This is a genomic window from Hydrogenophaga sp. OTU3427, from assembly GCF_038440225.1.
GTDB lineage: Bacteria > Pseudomonadota > Gammaproteobacteria > Burkholderiales > Burkholderiaceae_C > Hydrogenophaga.
Genome location: NZ_JASATI010000008.1, coordinates 1 through 16,377, shown reverse-complemented (window position 1 = coordinate 16,377; position 16,377 = coordinate 1). Strand labels below are relative to the sequence as shown.

Genomic DNA, 16,377 nt, shown 5'->3' with positions numbered 1-16,377 from the left:
GTTTCAGGAGGGGTGGGTGGCAGTCAGAGCACGTCGCTGGCGAAATCGGCCAGGCGCGAGCGTTCGCCGCGCGCCAGCGTGATGTGGCCACCGTGGGGCCAGCCCTTGAAGCGGTCGACCGCGTAGGTCAGGCCGGACGAACCTTCGGTGAGGTAGGGCGTGTCGATCTGTGCCAGGTTGCCCATGCAGATGATCTTGGTGCCGGGGCCGGCCCGTGTGATCAAGGTCTTCATCTGCTTGGGCGTGAGGTTCTGTGCCTCGTCGATGATGACGTACTTGTTCATGAAGGTGCGCCCACGCATGAAGTTCATGCTCTTGACCTTGATGCGGCTGCGGATCAGCTCGTTGGTCGCCGCGCGGCCCCATTCGCCGGCGTTACCGCCGTCGCCCTTGGCCAGGAACTCCAGGTTGTCGTCCAGCGCGCCCATCCAGGGGCCCATCTTTTCCTCCTCGGTGCCCGGCAGGAAGCCGATGTCCTCGCCCACGCTCACGGTGGCGCGGGTCATGATGATCTCGGTGTAGCGGCGGTCGTCCAGCACCTGGGTGAGGCCGGAGGCCAGGGCCATCAGCGTCTTGCCGGTGCCGGCGGTGCCGGCCAGGGTGACGAAGTCGACCTCGGGGTCCATCAGCAGGTTGAGGGCGAAGTTCTGCTCGCGGTTGCGGCTGCTCACGCCCCACACCGCGTTCTTGAGGTGGGTGTAGTCTTTCAGCGTCTTGAGCACCGCGGTCTTGTCGCGGATCTCGCAGACGCGGGCGTACAGCGGTGGCTCGCCCGGGGCCTCGAAATAGACGAACTGGTTGATGTGGAACTGCGTCACCGTCGGGCCGCTGACGCGGTAGAAGGTGTGGCTGCCCTGCTGCCAGCTCTCGATCGTTTTGCTCTGAAGTGTCCAGAAATCGCCGGGCAGCGCCAAGGCGCCCGAATACAGCAACTCGCCGTCGTCCAGGGTCTTGTCGTTTTCGTAGTCCTCGGCGGCCAGGCCCAGGGCACGGGCCTTGACGCGCATGTTGATGTCCTTGGACACCAGGATGACTTCGCGGTCGGGGTGGCGCTGGCGCAGACCCTCGACCACGCCCAGGATCTGGTTGTCCGCCTTGCCCTGGGGCAGGCTGCCGGGCAGGGCGTAGTTCAGGGGCTCGGTCTGGAAGAACAGACGGCCCTTGGCGCCGTTGTGACCGGTGCCCGAGAGCGAGATGCCCTTGACCATGTCGCCACCGTCCTGGGCCACCAGGGCGTCCAGTGTGCGGCTGCTCTGGCGGCCGTTGCGGGCCACCTCGGTCATGCCCTTCTTGTGGCCATCGAGTTCTTCCAGCACGATCATGGGCAAGAAGATGTCGTGTTCCTCGAAGCGGAACAGGCTCATCGGGTCGTGCAACAGCACGTTGGTGTCGAGGACGAACAGGCGCGGCTTGCCGTTGCGCTTGGTGGTGGTCGTGGTGCGGGCCTTGCTCCGAGGGGCCGGTGCAGGGGCCGCCACCGGGGGGGCGTCAACGCGGCTGACCACCCGCTCGGGAGCCGCCGGGGTGGGCGTGCCGGTCACCGGTTCTGCTGGCACCGCGGTGGTGCGTGCCGGTTTGGTGCCGCCGCGTTTGCCACGGGCGGCGGGCACGGCCGACCGCTGGTTTGCCTGTTGCGCCGCCGGGTCCGCGGGGACGCTGGCTTGGCGGGCGGGCGGTGCGGGCTGCCGGTCGGCGAAGCTGTCGTCGCTGAGTTCGTCGTCACGCTCGTCGGCCAGGGTGGCCGTGGCATGGGTCTTGTAGGCGTCGGAGGCCAGCAGGGCGGCTTTGCGTGAGGGAGCGGGGGGCAGTGGCATGTGGCGTGGTGTTTTGTCAGGACCTGAAAAACAAAAAGCCGTCAGGACAACCTGACGGCTTGTGTGGGGGAGAGGGGAACCGACGGCTCAAATCTCGGGGGCATGAATTCATTATGCACGAGCGCCGTGGCGGGCCCGTGGCGCTGGCGACGCTGTCGGTTCTAAACGACAAGGCCCCGTGCAACGGGACCCAGGTGGCATCAGGCGGCCTTTTTGAGGGCCTTGACGGCCTTGAGCACTTCTTCCACGTGGCCAGGCACCTTGAGGCCGCGCCACTCTTCCTTCAGCACGCCATCGGGGCCGATCAGGAAGGTGCTGCGCTCAATGCCCTTGACCTTCTTGCCGTACATGATCTTGTTCTTGACCACGCCGAACATGTGGCACATTTTTTCTTCGGTGTCGGCGATCAGTTCAAACGGCAGTTCCAGCTTGGTCTTGAACTCGTCGTGCGACTTCATGTTGTCGCGCGACACCCCAAACACCTGGGCACCGGCCTTCACAAAATCCTTGTACTTGTCGCGGAACTGCATGGCTTCGGTGGTGCAGCCCGGGGTGTTGTCCTTGGGGTAAAAATACAGCACCACGGTCTGGCCGAGGTGACTCTGGTTGCTGACCTTGAGGGCGCCAGTGGCAACGGCTTCGAATTCAGGAATGGGTTTGTTGACAACGACGGCCATACTGTGGGGACCCCTGGGTAGGTTGGTTTGATTCGTCGGATTCCCTTGGGCGGCGCCCTCGCGGCAGGCTCAGTGCGCTCTACCGCCGGCGCTCGCCTGGACCAGCGCAAGGCCGGTCAGCAGGAACAATCTGCTATTTTAACCGGTTTGGCCGCCGGTCTCGGCTTCTATCAGCAGGGCAACCACCACGCGGCGTCCTTCGCCCGCCAGGATGTTGTAGGTGCGGCAGGCGGCGCGGGTGTCCATGGTTTCCACCCCGATGTGATGCTCCACGAGCGAGCGCAGCAGCGCCGGCGCCGGAAAACGCAGGCGCTCGCCGCTGCCGAACACCACCAGTTCCGGGCGCAAAGCAAGCAATTGCTCGAAGTGTTCGGGCGTCAGGGCCTCGAAGCGGTCGCAGTGCCAGTCCAGACGGTCGCCCCGGGCGCTGACCACCAGGCTGTGCGCCACCTGCTCACCATTCACCGCCACCCAGCCGGGACCGTGCCCCGTGATGGCGAGGGTGTCAAAACGATCAGGCTGCAGTTTCATGGGGTGAATGGGCCGGTGGTGGGGCGGGGAGGCCGGAAAAGTATGGTGAAATTATAGGTTTCGCCCTATCCCCAGCCCCACCATGAGCCAGCGCCCCATCCTCAAATCGGCCAAATTGGCCAACGTGCTTTACGACGTCCGGGGCCCCATCGTGGACGCGGCCAAGCAGATGGAGGACGAGGGGCAGAAGATCATCAAGCTCAACATCGGCAACCTGGCGCCGTTCGGCTTTGATGCGCCCGAGGAGATCCAGCAGGACATGATCCGCAACCTGCCCAATTCGGCGGGGTACTCGGACAGCAAGGGCATCTTCGCGGCCCGCAAGGCGGTCATGCACTACACCCAGCAGCAGGGTGTGCACGGCGTCACCCTGGACGACATCTACCTGGGCAACGGCGCCAGCGAGCTGATCGTGATGGCCGCCAACGCCCTGCTGGACAACGGCGACGAGCTGCTGGTGCCCTCGCCCGACTACCCGCTGTGGACCGCCGCCACCAGCCTGTCGGGCGGCACGCCGGTGCATTACCGCTGCGACGAGGCGGATGGCTGGCAACCCGATCTGGCCGACATGCGCGCCAAGATCACGCCGCGCACCAAGGGCATCGTGGTGATCAACCCCAACAACCCCACCGGCGTGCTCTACAGCGACGAGCTGCTCAAGGGCATCGTGGACCTGGCGCGCGAGTTTGGCCTGGTGGTCCTGGCCGACGAGGTCTACGACAAGGTGTTGTACGACGGTGTGAAGCACACCGCCATCGCCAGCCTGTCCACCGACGTGCTGACGCTGACCTTCAACTCCCTGTCCAAGGCCTACCGCTCGTGTGGTTACCGGGCCGGCTGGATGGTGCTGTCCGGCCCCAAGGGCGTCGCCCAGGACTTCATCGAAGGTCTCAACATGTTGGCCAACCTGAAGCTGGGCTCCAACGTGCCGGGCCAGTGGGCCATCCAGACCGCGCTGGGCGGCTACCAGAGCATCCAGGATCTGGTGAAGGAGGGCGGTCGCCTGCGTCGCCAGCGCGACCTGGCCTACGAGCTGATCACCGCCATTCCGGGTGTCACGTGTGTGAAGCCGCAGGCCGCGCTCTACATGTTCCCGCGCCTGGATCCCAAGGTCTATCCGATTGCCGACGACCGCCAGTTCTTCATGGAAGTGCTGCGCGAAACCCGGGTGATGCTGGTGCAGGGCTCGGGCTTCAACTACCCGGACAACCAGCATTTCCGCATTGTCTTCCTGCCGCACGAGGACGACTTGCGCGAGGCCGTCGCACGCATCGCGCGTTTCCTCGAGCAGTACCGAAAACGCCACACGGCCTGAGCGTCATACAGGCCCTTTCTCCTGATTGTTGTTGACTGGAAAACCGAGATGAAACCGATTCAAGTGGGCCTGCTGGGCATTGGCACCGTGGGCAGTGGCACCTTCAACGTGCTCAAGCGCAATCAGGAAGAGATCACCCGCCGTGCCGGCCGTGGCATTGAAATCACCATGGTGGCCGACCTCGATGTGGCCCGCGCCAGGGCGGTGGTGGGCGAGGGCGTGCAAGTGGTCAACGACGCGGCGGCCGTGATCGCCAACCCCGACATCGATGTGGTCATCGAGCTGATCGGTGGCTACGGCATCGCCAAGAAGCTGGTGTTGGACGCGATCGCCGCCGGCAAACACGTGGTCACCGCCAACAAGGCCTTGCTGGCCGTACACGGCACCGAAATATTTGCCGCTGCGTCGGCCAAGGGCGTGGTCGTCGCCTTCGAAGCGGCCGTGGCCGGCGGCATCCCCATCATCAAGGCCCTGCGCGAAGGCCTGACGGCCAACCGCATCCAGTGGATCGCCGGCATCATCAACGGCACCACCAACTTCATCCTGTCCGAGATGCGTGACAAGGGCCTGGACTTCGACGTCGTGCTGAAGGAGGCGCAGCGTCTGGGCTACGCCGAGGCCGACCCGACCTTCGACATCGAAGGCGTGGACGCCGCACACAAAGTGACGCTGATGTCGGCCATCGCCTTCGGCATCCCGGTGCAGTTCGACAAGGCCCACGTGGAGGGCATCACCCAGCTGGCCGCCGCCGACATCCGCTATGCCGAGCAACTGGGCTACCGCATCAAGCTGCTGGGCATCACCAAGCGCACGGCCAAGGGTGTGGAGCTGCGCGTGCACCCCAGCCTGGTGCCGACCAAGCGCCTGCTCGCCAATGTGGAAGGCGCGATGAACGCGGTGGTGGTCAACGGGGACGCCGTGGGCACCACCCTCTATTACGGCAAGGGCGCCGGCAGCGAACCCACCGCCAGCGCGGTGGTGGCCGACCTGGTGGACATCACCCGCCTGCACACCGCCGACCCGCAACACCGCGTGCCCCACCTGGCCTTCCAGCCCAGCGCCATCAGCGACGAGATCGTGCTGCCGATGAGCGAAGTGGTCACCAGTTACTACCTGCGCCTGCGCGTGGCCGACGAAGCCGGCGTGCTGGCCCAGGTCACGGGCATCCTGGCCCACGCCGGCATCAGCATCGACGCGGTGCTGCAGCGGGAGGCCGACGAGGTGGGCGGCGAGGGCGCGACCTCCACCGATCTCATCATCCTGACCCACGACACACGCGAAGGCACGATGAACGAGGCCATGGCGACCATGCAGGCCCTGCCCACGGTGCTGGCACCCATCACCCGCATCCGCAAAGAGGAACTGGCCTGATGAACTACCTCTCCACCCGCGGTGACACCACGCCGCGCCGCTTCTGCGACATCCTGCTCGAAGGCCTGGCGCCGGACGGCGGCCTGTACCTGCCCGAGCGTTACCCGCAGGTGGACGCCGCCACGCTGGCGCGCTGGCGCCGGGTCTACCACGAGCAGAGCTACGCCGACCTGGCCTTCGAGGTGCTGTCGCTCTACATCGACGACATCCCGGCGGCCGATCTGCGGGCCATCTGCCACAAGACCTACACCGCCGAGGTGTTCGGCACCGGCGAGATCGTGCCGCTGCGCCACGTCGAAAACGGCCTCTGGCTCGAAGCCCTGTCCAACGGCCCGACCCTGGCCTTCAAGGACATGGCCATGCAGCTGCTGGGCCACCTGTTCGAGTACGAACTGGCGCGCCGGGGCGAGCAGCTCAACATCCTGGGCGCCACCAGTGGCGACACCGGCAGCGCGGCCGAGTACGCCATGCGCGGCAAACAGGGCGTGCGCGTCTTCATGACCAGCCCACAGGGCCGCATGAGCCCCTTCCAGCAGGCACAGATGTTCAGTCTGCAGGACGCGAACATCCACAACATCGCCATCGAAGGCGTGTTCGACGACTGCCAGGACATCGTCAAGGCGGTCAGCAACGACCTCGAGTTCAAGCGCAAGTACAAGATCGGCACCGTCAACTCCATCAACTGGGCCCGCCTGCTGGCCCAGGTGGTGTACTACTTTGCGGGCTACTTCCAGGCCACGCAGGACGACAGCCAGAAGCTGTCCTTCACCGTGCCCTCGGGCAACTTCGGCAACGTCTGCGCCGGCCATGTGGCCCGCATGATGGGCCTGCCGATCGACAAGTTGGTGGTGGCCACCAACGAGAACGACGTGCTCGATGAGTTCTTCCGCACCGGGGTCTACCGCGTGCGTGCCAGCGCCGACACCCACGAGACGTCCAGCCCATCCATGGACATCAGCAAGGCCAGCAACTTCGAGCGCTTCGTGTTCGACCTGCTGGGCCGCGATGGCGCGCGCACCGCCGAGCTGTTCGGGCCTCAGCTGGCGCAAAACGGCCGTTTCGACCTCAGCACCGACCCGGCCTTTGCGGAGGCCGCGACGCGCTACGGTTTCGTCAGTGGCAAGAGCACCCACGCCGACCGCCTGGCCACCATCCGCGACTGTTGGAGCCGCCACGGTCTGATGATCGACACCCACACCGCCGACGGCGTCAAGGTGGCGCGCGAGCACCTGCGGCCGGGCGTGCCCATGGTGGTGCTGGAAACGGCTTTGCCCATCAAGTTCGCCGGCACCATCGTCGAGGCCCTGGGCCGCGAGCCCGAACGCCCGGGCAAGTTCGTCGGCATCGAAGACCTGCCCAAGCGCGTGAAGGACATGCCGGCCGATGCCGAGCAGGTCAAGGCCTACATCGCCGCCCACTGCGCCTGACCCCTCCGAGCCGATGAACGCCACCCCTCTCGCACGCCCGGGTTTGCGCCCACTGGCCGATGCCCTGGCCGACCTGCTGGGCGCCACCCAGCCCCTGGCCGGCCACGAGGTGGTGGCCACCTTCGACGCCGACGGCCGCGTGCTGGCCGCCGACCTGCGCTCGGCGCTGGACGTGCCCGGCCACGACAACTCGTCCATGGACGGCTACGCCGTGCGCGTGGCCGACCTGGTTGCCGCGCAGGGCGGCGCCTTGCCGGTGTCGCAGCGCATCCCGGCCGGCCATGTGGGGGCGGTCCTGCAAGCCGGCACCGTGGCCCGCATCTTCACCGGTGCGCCCGTGCCAGCGGGGGCCGACGCCATCGTGATGCAGGAAGAGGCCGAGGCGGCAGGCGAGGGCGCGGTGTCCTTCAAGACCGTGCCCTCGCCGGGCCAGTGGATCCGCCGCCAGGGTGAGGACGTGGCGTCCGGTTCCGTGGTGCTGGCTGCCGGCACGCGCCTGGGTCCGGCCGAACTGGGCCTGGCCGCCAGCATAGGGTTCGCCGCACTGCCGGTCGTGCCCCGCGTGCGGGTGGCGCTGTTGTCCACCGGCGACGAGCTGGTCATGCCCGGCACCGTGGCGCCGCAGGACCTGCCGCCGGGTGCCATCTACAACTCCAACCGCTTCTTCCTGCGCGCCCTGCTGCAACGCCTGGGCTGCGAGGTGAGCGACCTGGGCATCGTGCCCGATCAGCGCGATGCCACGCTGGCCGCGTTGCGAGCCGCCGCCGCCACGCACGACCTCATCCTCACCAGCGGTGGTGTGTCGGTGGGCGAGGAAGACCATATCAAGCCCGCTGTCCAGCAGCTCGGGTCGCTGGACCTCTGGCAGATCGGCATGAAGCCCGGCAAGCCCTTTGCCCACGGTCGCGTGGGCCAGGCCCATTTTGTCGGTCTGCCGGGCAACCCGGTGTCCAGCTTCGTCACGTTTTTGCTGCTGGTGCGGCCTTTCCTGCGCAAGCTGCAGGGTGTGCCTGTGGACCCCGATTCGGCCCTGCCCACACCGCTGGCGCTGCCGGCGCATTTCAACCTGCCCAAGGGCGACAAGCGCCGTGAGTTCCTGCGCGCGCGGCGCAACGCCCAGGGGGGGCTGGACCTGTTTCCCAACCAGAGCTCGGGTGTGCTGACCTCGGCCGTCTGGGCCGATGGCCTGGTCGACAACCCGCCCGGTCAATCCATCGCGCACGGCGACACCGTGCGTTTCATTCCGTTTGCGGACCTGCTGGCATGAGGCTTCACATCAAGTATTTCGCGGCCATCCGCGAGGCCCTGGGGCAGGGCAGCGAGTCGTTCGAGTCGACAGCCGGCACCGTGGGAGCCTTGCGCGACGAGCTCATCGCCCGGGGCGGTGCTTTCGCCGAGGCGTTGGCGCGCGGCAAGGCGGTGCGTGTGGCGGTCAACCAGACCATGGGCGACGAGTCGGTGCTGTTGCAGGACGGTGCCGAGGTGGCGTTTTTCCCGCCCGTCACGGGCGGTTGACGGGGTCCTCGGTGGGTGGGCCCCCGCCCGCCTGGGCCACCGTCTGCCTGGGGAGTTCTCCAAACCGGTCCTTGTAGTAGCTGGCGAAACGGCCCAGGTGGCCAAACCCGAAAGCCATGGCGGTCTCGCTGACCTGGGCCTCGGGGTGCAGCAACAGGTGCTTGTGCACCGCGTCCAGCCGCTTGGCTCGCAGCAACTCCATGGGACTCATGCCATGGTGGTGGTGGCACAGGTCGTTCAGCGTGCGCAGGCTGACGCCGGTGGCACGGGCCAGGTCGCCCAGCGACAGCGGCGCACACAGACGAGGTTCCATGTAGGCCATCATGGCCCGCATGCGCCGGTCGGCGTTCTGATGTCCCGAGGTGTTTTCCGCGTCCGCATCCGCCGCGGTGAGCGGCAGTTCGTGGTGTCCCTGTGGTTGCTGGGCCAGCAGGAACAACACCACATTGCGCTCAAAGTGATCCACCCACTCCAGGTGGGCATGGGTGCTGTCCTGCATGGTCAGGGCGTTGAGTATCGAGCGGGCGATCAAGCTCCACTGGGCGTCCCAGCGGGTGGGCACCAGCACGGCGGGCGCAAGGTGCAAGGCTAGGTCCCGGGGTCGACCCAAAACCTCGTGCACGAGGTCGTGTGGCACCCGCAGCAGCAGCTGCACCGTGCCAGGGTGCCAGCGCAGGCCAATCCGGCGCTGGGGCGACAGAATCGCCGTGCGTCCCTCCGCCACGTGCACCCGTTCACCGTCGGCCTCGATCTCGGTGCCACCGGTGAGCGAGGTGTGGACCAGTGAAAAGCCTTCGAATGGCCTGGGCGTGACTTCTACCTCCGCGCCGTACTGCAGTACATAGATCTTCAGGCGCCGCAGCTGCCGCATGTACATGGCCGCGTCGGCGAGGCCGCGTTTCCACTGCAGGTGGTGTTCGGCCAGTTCCCGTGCCACCAGGTCATGGGCCTCGGCGCGCGTGTCCGAACGGAACAGGCAGTTGCTGTACAGCGCCCCAAAAGCGCTGTCTTTCGGCGACAGGTTCATGCACTGTGTCTCCCTGGGTGTGTTCAAGAAATGCCGAATTCGGATATTTGAGGCTGCAAGTTGCCAAATTCGGATAAGTGCAGCCTGAATCACATTCGGTGTTTTGCACCCGCAAGGGTACTTAACGGAAATTGACCACGCATGCGGGAAAACCCGTGCATTTTCCTGAGGGCTTGACTGAATATAACAATTCCATCTTTGCCTGAATCATTGTATTGCCGAACTCGGACAGCTGGCGTGGGTCAATTCGCCAATGCTGGATAACGCGCTGGCGCATCCCTCATTAAACTGACGACCAGCAGGAGACATACCAACATGAGCTACAGCGTGGCTTTGAATTTCGAGGATGGCGCCACCCGATTCATTCAATGCAGGGGCATGGAAACCGTCGCCGATGCGGCTTACCGCAGCGGTGTCAATATTCCCATCGATTGCCGTGAGGGTGCCTGTGGAACCTGCAAATGCCGCGTCGAATCGGGCCAATTCAAATTGGGCGATTATGTGGAGGATGCCCTCAGCCGCGCGGAATTCGAGCAGGGTTACGCCCTGGCCTGCCAGATGCGACCGACCGGCGATTGTGTGGTGTTGGTGGCGGCGTCATCTGTCGCCTGCAATACGCGGGAAGAGGCCTATGAGACCGTGGTGGAGGAAGTGCGGGCCCTGTCGGACAGCACCTTTTCGCTGGTCTTGAGCGGCCCCAGGCTTTCCCAGTTGGTGTTTCTTCCCGGCCAATACGCCAAGTTGCACATCCCGGGCACCGACGAGTTCCGGTCCTATTCCTTCAGTTCGATGGGGCGCCCGGACCAGATCTCTTTCCTGATCCGAAACGTGCCCGGTGGCCGCATGAGCACCTACCTGCTCAAGGAGGCCCGGCCTGGCGATGCCTTGCGTGTCACCGGTCCGCTGGGGGGGTTCTACCTGCGTGACGTGAAGCGGCCGGTGCTGATGCTGGCGGGTGGCACTGGCCTGGCACCGTTCCTGGCCATGCTGGACAAGCTGGTGGCCCAAGGCGGTGCGTCCCACCCGATCCATCTGATCTATGGCGTCAACACCGACGGCGACGTCGTGGAGTTCGAGCGCCTGCAGGCCTTCACACAGCGCCTGGCGGGCTTCAGTTTCGACGTGTGTGTGGTCGACAAAGGCAGCCAATACCCCAGGAAAGGCTATGTGACGCAGCACATGCTGCCCGAGCAGCTTCATGGCGGCAACGTGGACATCTACCTGTGTGGCCCCCCGCCCATGGTGGAGGCGGTGGCCAAACACTTGCAGGACAACGCGCTGACTTCCAGCTCCTTTCTGTACGAAAAGTTTGCGCCCAGCGCCGTTTGACCATGGCCGACACCTGTGCCGCGGATGCCGGCTGGAGCGATGCCTATCTGGTGGGGCATGCCGCCATCGATGGCATGCACCGGGAATTTCTGGCTTGTATCGCCGCGACCCTGAACGCGCCGGACACGGCATTCGAACGGGCATTCGATGAGCTGGTTCAGCATTTGGCGGCGCATTTCTCCATGGAAGAGGCCTTGATGGTCCGTTACCAATTTCCGCCCGCCCAATGCCATATCGATGAGCACGCGGCCGTGATGCGATCGGTCGATGCAATCTGCCCAGAAGTGGCGGCGGGGCAATTCACTTCAGGTCGCGATTTGCTGCGGGCCTTGCTCGATTGGTTTCCCGGGCATTCCGATTATCTTGACTCGGCTTTGTCGATTTGGATTTCAAAACAGGATGCGGGTGGCACGCCGTTGGTGTTCCGCCGGGACATGTATCAGAACCGCTCGGAAGCGGGTCTTTCGATCGAACAGCGTTGAATTATTCAGGAGGCAGCATGGCAGTTTCAAAATCCGTCAACGAATGGCGGAAATTTGTTCAATCTTCACTTGATTTTCGCCCAGACGATGGTGTGTACCGGGTGTCCCGGCGGATGTTCACTGAACCCGAGCTGTTTGATCTCGAAATGGAATTGATTTTCGAGAAAACCTGGATCTATGCCTGCCACGAGAGCGAAATCGCCCAGCCCAACGACTTCATCACGATGCAGGCGGGCCGCCAGCCGCTGATCATCACCCGCGACGCCAACGGCCAGCTCAACGCGCTGATCAACTCCTGTGCCCACCGCGGCGCCACGCTCACCCGTGTCAGCAAAGGCCGGCAGTCCACTTTTGCCTGTTCGTTCCACGCCTGGACCTTCCGCTCCGACGGCAAGCTGCTCAAGGTCAAGGCGCCGTCCGAGTACCCGGACAACTTTGACCTGTCAGAGCGCAACCTGAAGAAGGCGCGGATCGCGAGCTACAAGGGCTTTGTCTTTGTCAGCTTGGATGTCGAAGGCACACGCTCGCTGGAGGAGCACCTGGGCGACGCCAAGGTCTTCCTGGACCTGATGGTGGCGCAGTCGCCCACCGGCGAATTGGAGGTGCTGCCCGGCAAGGGGCACTACACCTTTGCCGGCAACTGGAAACTGCAGAACGAAAACGGCCTTGATGGCTACCACGTCAGCACGGTGCACTACAACTACGTGGCCACGGTGCAGCACCGCCACGAGCTCAACGCCAAGAAGGGCGCGGCCATCACCAACACGCTGGACTACCGCAAGCTCGGTGCCGGTGATTCCGAAACCGACGATGGCTGGTTCTCCTTTCCAGGTGGCCACAGTGTGCTGTTCAGCGAGATGCCCAACCCCGAGGTTCGCCCGGGCTACGCCAGCATCATGCCGCGCCTGATCCAGGAATACGGCCAAAAGAAGGCCGAGTGGATGATGAACCGGCTGCGCAACCTGAATGTGTACCCGAGCCTCTTCTTCATGGATCAGATCAGCTCGCAGCTGCGCATCATCCGCCCGGTTGCTTGGAACAAGACCGAGATCATCAGCCAGTGCATCGGTGTCAAGGGCGAGTCCGACGCCGACCGCGAGAACCGCATCCGACAGTTCGAGGACTTCTTCAATGTGTCCGGCATGGGCACGCCCGACGACCTGGTCGAGTTCCGCGAGGCACAGCGCGGTTTCCAGGGGCGTCTGGCGCAATGGAACGACATCTCGCGTGGCCATGAGAAGTGGATCACTGGCAGCACCCCCAACGCCGAGGTGCTGGGCATCCAGCCTGTGCTGACCGGCAACGAACTCACCCACGAAGGCCTGTATTCCAACCAGCACAGTGCCTGGCGCGACCTGATGCTGGCCGGCCTTGAGAAAAAAGCTGCCTGAGCAGACACGGAGCCACCCATGCAAAACCTGCAACACAGCGTCGAACAGTTTCTCTTCCGCAAGGCCGAACTTTGCGATCGACAGGCCTGGGACGACTACCTCGAACTGTTTGATGAACAGTCGGAATTCCATATCCCGCAATGGGAGTCCGAGCACAGCTACACCACCGACCCCAAGCGTGGCATGTCGATGATCTTCTACAGCAATCGGGCGGGCATCGAGGACCGGGTCTACCGCATCCGCACCGGCAAGTCAGCCGCATCGACTCCGCTGCCGCGCACCTTGCACCTGGTGAGCAACGTGATCATCCATGAGGCCTCGGACTCGCAGATCGAAGTCAAGGCCAAGTGGGTGACGCACTTCTACCGTTTTGGCGTGACAGGGATGTTCTTCGGCGACGCCCACTACCGCCTGCGCCCGGCGGGCAACAGCTGGGTGATCCTGCGCAAGCACGTGCTGCTGCTCAACGACACCATCGATTCGGTGCTCGATTTTTACCACGTCTGATCACCCGCCCACGTTCGGGAGGCTTGGCCGCTTGCGGCCACCGGCCTGCCGAGCGGCCTCTTTGATTTTCATCACCAGCAGGTCGACATGAATCCCGCCAACCCACTCCCGACGACGGCAGACCGGTCCACTGCGACCAAGATAGACGTGCAGGCCATGACAGACAAGGCCAGCTTCAACGCTTTCCATGGCGTGGTGCTGTTCTGGTGTGCCATGGTCATCATCTTTGATGGCTACGACCTCGCGGTGGCGGGCATCGCCCTGCCGTCGATCATGAAGGAGATGGGAGTCGACGCCACGAAGGCGGGCTTCATGGTGAGTTCCGCCCTGTTCGGCATGATGTTCGGCAACGTCATCTTCGGCGCGTTGGCCGACAAGATCGGGCGCCGTCCCGTGATCGCCGTCTGCGTGGTGATGTTCAGCGTGTTCACCGCCGCGGCCGGCTTCACGGACAACCCGTTGAGCTTCAGTGCCATGCGTTTCCTGGCCGGCGTGGGTATCGGCGGCGTGATGCCCAACGTCATCGCGCAGATGACCGAATACGCGCCGCTGCGCATGCGCGCCACCCTGGTGACCCTGATGTTCAGCGGGTATTCCGTCGGCGGCATGTTGGCGGCCTTGCTGGGCAAGGGGCTGATCGAAAGCTATGGTTGGCAAGGGGTGTTCATCGCTGCCGCCGCGCCGGTGGTGCTGCTGCCCTTGATGTGGCGCCAAATGCCCGAGTCCATGGCGTTCCTGATCAAGAAGGGGCGGACAGAGGAGCTGCGCTCCATTCTCACGCGGCTCGATCCCGGCTACCGACCCCAGCCGACGGACCAGTACGTCCTGCAGTCGGGGCAGGGAAGTGACGCCGGAGGCGCTGGCTTCGGCGAGCTGTTTGCCCACGGCCGGGCCTGGAGCACGCTGATGTTCTGGGTCACCTGCTTCATGTGCTTGTTCATGGTCTACGCACTCAGCTCGTGGCTGACCAAACTCATGGCCGGAGCCGGCTACAGCCTGGGTTCGGCCCTGACCTTCGTGCTGGTGCTCAATTTCGGCGCCATGCTGGGAGCCATTGGCGGCGGCTGGCTGGCCGACCGTTTCCACATCAAATACGTGCTGGTGGCCATGTTCGCCCTGGCCGCGGTGTCCATCACCCTGCTGGGTTACCCCATGTCCACCGGCCTGCTCTTCCTGGTGGTCGGGGTGGCCGGCGCCACCACCATCGGCACCCAGATCGTCACCTGCGCCTACTGCAGCCAGTTCTACCCGATCGCCTGCCGCTCCAGCGGCGTGGGCCTGATGCTGGGCGTCGGCCGCGCTGGCGCCATGGCCGCACCCATCGTGATCGGGGTGATCGTGGGCATGGCCCTGCCGCTGCAGCAGAACTTCATGGCCATCGCCATTCCGGCAGCGGTCGCGGCCATCAGCATTGCGCTGGTGCAACACGGGCGCTCCGACCTGAGCCGCAAACATCCCGTGACCCAGAGCCCGGCCCGTGCCGGTGCCTACTGACATGGCGTCTGGTGCGATGCCGCTGCCGACAGGTGAACCAGCGCCGCGCTACGTCATGTGCCTCGTCAACACCGGCGAACGGTTTAACGCCCGGCCCGACATGTCGGTCCTGCACGCGATGGAGCAATTGCGTTGCCGCGGTATCCCAGTGGGCTGCCGCAACGGAGGCTGCGGTGTCTGCAAGGTGGAGGTGCTGGCCGGCGCCTACGAGACGGCCAAGATGAATCGCGCGGTCGTCAGCGAAGAAGACGAGGCCAGGCACCAGGTGCTGGCCTGCCGTCTCTATCCGCGCAGTGAGCTGCAGTTGCGGGTGGTCGGAAAGATGGCCCGAGCCCTGGAATCACCGGTTCGGCGCGGCGGCGTGTCGTTTGGCTTCGATTTTTCATTCGACTTCGGTGTCTCGGCACCGAAAGGCAATCAACCAACTGAGGAGACTTGAATGGCACTGACAGGCGTACTGCGTCCCGGCCATGTGGTGATCAAGGTGCTGGACATGCCGGCGGCGGTCAAGCACTACGGCGAGGTCCTGGGACTGGTCGAGACGGCGCGCGACGCGCGTGGCCGTGTTTTCTTCAAGGGCTGGGACGAGCACGACCACCACAGCGTGGTGCTCACGCCGTCCGACGAAGCCGGCATGGAGACCATGGGCTGGAAGGTCGATTCACCGGCAACGCTCAAGCGATTGGCCGCCGACATCGAGGCCTCCGGCCTGTGCACCGATCTGCGGTGGATGCCGGCAGGCGAACAGCTCAAGACGGGCGAACGCTTCCGCTTCACGATCCCGACCGGGCATGTGATGGAGTTGTTTGCCGAGAAGGAGCAACTGGGCAACGACTGCGGCACCGACGGCCCCAACATCAACCCGAACCCGTGGCCCGACGGGCTCAAGGGCATCGCGCCCTCCCGTTTCGACCACTGCCTGCTCTACGGGGACGACCTCGACGGCACGGTCAGGCTGTTCACCGAGGTGCTGGGTTTCGGTCTGGCCGAGCAGGTGATGGCGGGCCCGGACAAGGATTTCATGATCGGTGCCTTTCTGAGTTGTTCGAACAAGGCCCACGACGTGGCCTTCATCCGCCAGCCGGTCAAGGGAAAATTCCACCACGCCTCGTTCGAGCTGGGCAGTTGGGAGAAGGTGTTGCGCGCCGGAGACATCCTGTCGCGCAACAAGACCTCGATCGACATTGGCCCCACCCGCCACGGCATCACGCGCGGCGAAACCATTTATTTCTTCGATCCCTCGGGCAACCGCAACGAGGTGTTCGCGGGCGGCTACATCTACTACCCCGACAAGCCGGCCATCACCTGGCATGAGGAAGAACTCGGGCCGGCGATTTTCTACCACGACCGCAAGCTCAATGAAGCTTTCCTGTCGGTGTTTACCTGATGCGAGTGGCTGTCACGCAATCGGTGGTGGGCTGGGAGGCGGCGGCCGCGGGGCGGGGCGGGGGCCCCCGCCCCCCCGCGGGGGTGGGGGTGTAGGTGAAAAAAGCCCGG

16 protein-coding genes are annotated in these 16,377 nt (G+C 64.6%); 12 read left to right on the top strand and 4 right to left on the bottom strand.

Going from position 1 to position 16,377, the window contains the following annotated elements; translation table 11 throughout:
• Positions 1-23: 23 nt before the first annotated feature.
• The 3 genes from AAHB17_RS06835 to AAHB17_RS06825 form a co-directional block, all read right to left on the bottom strand.
• Positions 24-1,814: a PhoH family protein gene (locus AAHB17_RS06835; RefSeq protein WP_342129764.1), complete on the bottom strand. Its 1,791-nt coding sequence runs from the start codon at positions 1,812-1,814 to the stop codon at positions 24-26.
• Positions 1,815-2,014: 200 nt separating this feature from the next.
• Positions 2,015-2,491, bottom strand: a complete 477-nt coding sequence (locus tag AAHB17_RS06830) for a peroxiredoxin (protein WP_342129763.1) — start codon at positions 2,489-2,491, stop codon at positions 2,015-2,017.
• Positions 2,492-2,629: 138 nt separating this feature from the next.
• The gene (locus AAHB17_RS06825) at positions 2,630-3,022 is read right to left on the bottom strand and encodes an Mth938-like domain-containing protein (protein WP_342129762.1); all 393 of its coding nucleotides are present in this window, start codon (positions 3,020-3,022) and stop codon (positions 2,630-2,632) included.
• A gap of 82 nt (positions 3,023-3,104) precedes the next feature.
• Between AAHB17_RS06825 and AAHB17_RS06820 the strand changes: the two genes are divergently transcribed.
• The 5 genes from AAHB17_RS06820 to moaD are packed head-to-tail and all read left to right on the top strand — an operon-like array spanning position 3,105 to position 8,650.
• Positions 3,105-4,337: a pyridoxal phosphate-dependent aminotransferase gene (locus AAHB17_RS06820; RefSeq protein ID WP_342129761.1), complete on the top strand. Its 1,233-nt coding sequence runs from the start codon at positions 3,105-3,107 to the stop codon at positions 4,335-4,337.
• 48 nt (positions 4,338-4,385) lie between these two features.
• Positions 4,386-5,708, top strand: coding sequence for a homoserine dehydrogenase (locus AAHB17_RS06815; protein ID WP_342129760.1), 1,323 nt, complete (start codon positions 4,386-4,388; stop codon positions 5,706-5,708).
• Positions 5,708-7,135, top strand: coding sequence for a threonine synthase (gene thrC / locus AAHB17_RS06810; RefSeq protein WP_342129759.1), 1,428 nt, complete (start codon positions 5,708-5,710; stop codon positions 7,133-7,135). The genes AAHB17_RS06815 and thrC overlap by 1 nt, the downstream gene beginning before the upstream one ends.
• A 13-nt stretch (positions 7,136-7,148) precedes the next feature.
• On the top strand, positions 7,149-8,402 hold the full coding sequence (locus tag AAHB17_RS06805; RefSeq protein WP_342129758.1) for a molybdopterin molybdotransferase MoeA: 1,254 nt from the start codon (positions 7,149-7,151) through the stop codon (positions 8,400-8,402).
• Positions 8,399-8,650, top strand: coding sequence for a molybdopterin converting factor subunit 1 (gene moaD, locus AAHB17_RS06800; RefSeq protein WP_342129757.1), 252 nt, complete (start codon positions 8,399-8,401; stop codon positions 8,648-8,650). The genes AAHB17_RS06805 and moaD overlap by 4 nt, the downstream gene beginning before the upstream one ends.
• Here the strand turns inward: moaD and AAHB17_RS06795 are convergent.
• Positions 8,637-9,677, bottom strand: coding sequence for an AraC family transcriptional regulator (locus AAHB17_RS06795; protein ID WP_342129756.1), 1,041 nt, complete (start codon positions 9,675-9,677; stop codon positions 8,637-8,639). The genes moaD and AAHB17_RS06795 overlap by 14 nt on opposite strands.
• A 315-nt stretch (positions 9,678-9,992) precedes the next feature.
• On the opposite strand from AAHB17_RS06795, the gene benC reads away from it, so the two are divergent.
• From benC to AAHB17_RS06760, 7 genes are all read left to right on the top strand, one after another.
• Positions 9,993-11,006, top strand: a complete 1,014-nt coding sequence (gene benC / locus AAHB17_RS06790; RefSeq protein ID WP_342129755.1) for a benzoate 1,2-dioxygenase electron transfer component BenC — start codon at positions 9,993-9,995, stop codon at positions 11,004-11,006.
• 2 nt (positions 11,007-11,008) lie between these two features.
• Positions 11,009-11,488, top strand: a complete 480-nt coding sequence (locus AAHB17_RS06785; protein ID WP_342129754.1) for a bacteriohemerythrin — start codon at positions 11,009-11,011, stop codon at positions 11,486-11,488.
• A gap of 17 nt (positions 11,489-11,505) precedes the next feature.
• Entirely contained in the window at positions 11,506-12,879 is a 1,374-nt protein-coding gene (gene antA, locus AAHB17_RS06780; protein ID WP_342129753.1) for an anthranilate 1,2-dioxygenase large subunit, read from the top strand.
• Between the two features lie 18 nt (positions 12,880-12,897).
• Positions 12,898-13,386, top strand: coding sequence for an anthranilate 1,2-dioxygenase small subunit (gene antB / locus AAHB17_RS06775; protein ID WP_342129752.1), 489 nt, complete (start codon positions 12,898-12,900; stop codon positions 13,384-13,386).
• A gap of 156 nt (positions 13,387-13,542) precedes the next feature.
• A complete protein-coding gene (locus AAHB17_RS06770) occupies positions 13,543-14,880 on the top strand; it encodes an MFS transporter (protein WP_342129751.1) in 1,338 nt (445 codons plus the stop codon).
• 16 nt (positions 14,881-14,896) lie between these two features.
• A complete protein-coding gene (locus AAHB17_RS06765) occupies positions 14,897-15,319 on the top strand; it encodes a 2Fe-2S iron-sulfur cluster binding domain-containing protein (protein ID WP_342129750.1) in 423 nt (140 codons plus the stop codon).
• A complete protein-coding gene (locus tag AAHB17_RS06760) occupies positions 15,320-16,267 on the top strand; it encodes a catechol 2,3-dioxygenase (protein ID WP_342129749.1) in 948 nt (315 codons plus the stop codon). It abuts the gene before it with no gap.
• The last annotated feature ends 110 nt before the right edge of the window (positions 16,268-16,377 follow it).

What these genes read in the sequence shown, in the direction of transcription:
- AAHB17_RS06835 (WP_342129764.1), bottom strand. Translation starts at nt 1,814, where the DNA reads ATGCCACTGCCCCCCGCTCCCTCACGCAAAGCCGCCCTGCTGGCCTCC.
- AAHB17_RS06830 (WP_342129763.1), bottom strand. Translation starts at nt 2,491, where the DNA reads ATGGCCGTCGTTGTCAACAAACCCATTCCTGAATTCGAAGCCGTTGCC.
- AAHB17_RS06825 (WP_342129762.1), bottom strand. Translation starts at nt 3,022, where the DNA reads ATGAAACTGCAGCCTGATCGTTTTGACACCCTCGCCATCACGGGGCAC.
- AAHB17_RS06820 (WP_342129761.1), top strand. Translation starts at nt 3,105, where the DNA reads ATGAGCCAGCGCCCCATCCTCAAATCGGCCAAATTGGCCAACGTGCTT.
- AAHB17_RS06815 (WP_342129760.1), top strand. Translation starts at nt 4,386, where the DNA reads ATGAAACCGATTCAAGTGGGCCTGCTGGGCATTGGCACCGTGGGCAGT.
- thrC (WP_342129759.1), top strand. Translation starts at nt 5,708, where the DNA reads ATGAACTACCTCTCCACCCGCGGTGACACCACGCCGCGCCGCTTCTGC.
- AAHB17_RS06805 (WP_342129758.1), top strand. Translation starts at nt 7,149, where the DNA reads ATGAACGCCACCCCTCTCGCACGCCCGGGTTTGCGCCCACTGGCCGAT.
- moaD (WP_342129757.1), top strand. Translation starts at nt 8,399, where the DNA reads ATGAGGCTTCACATCAAGTATTTCGCGGCCATCCGCGAGGCCCTGGGG.
- AAHB17_RS06795 (WP_342129756.1), bottom strand. Translation starts at nt 9,677, where the DNA reads ATGAACCTGTCGCCGAAAGACAGCGCTTTTGGGGCGCTGTACAGCAAC.
- benC (WP_342129755.1), top strand. Translation starts at nt 9,993, where the DNA reads ATGAGCTACAGCGTGGCTTTGAATTTCGAGGATGGCGCCACCCGATTC.
- AAHB17_RS06785 (WP_342129754.1), top strand. Translation starts at nt 11,009, where the DNA reads ATGGCCGACACCTGTGCCGCGGATGCCGGCTGGAGCGATGCCTATCTG.
- antA (WP_342129753.1), top strand. Translation starts at nt 11,506, where the DNA reads ATGGCAGTTTCAAAATCCGTCAACGAATGGCGGAAATTTGTTCAATCT.
- antB (WP_342129752.1), top strand. Translation starts at nt 12,898, where the DNA reads ATGCAAAACCTGCAACACAGCGTCGAACAGTTTCTCTTCCGCAAGGCC.
- AAHB17_RS06770 (WP_342129751.1), top strand. Translation starts at nt 13,543, where the DNA reads ATGACAGACAAGGCCAGCTTCAACGCTTTCCATGGCGTGGTGCTGTTC.
- AAHB17_RS06765 (WP_342129750.1), top strand. Translation starts at nt 14,897, where the DNA reads ATGCCGCTGCCGACAGGTGAACCAGCGCCGCGCTACGTCATGTGCCTC.
- AAHB17_RS06760 (WP_342129749.1), top strand. Translation starts at nt 15,320, where the DNA reads ATGGCACTGACAGGCGTACTGCGTCCCGGCCATGTGGTGATCAAGGTG.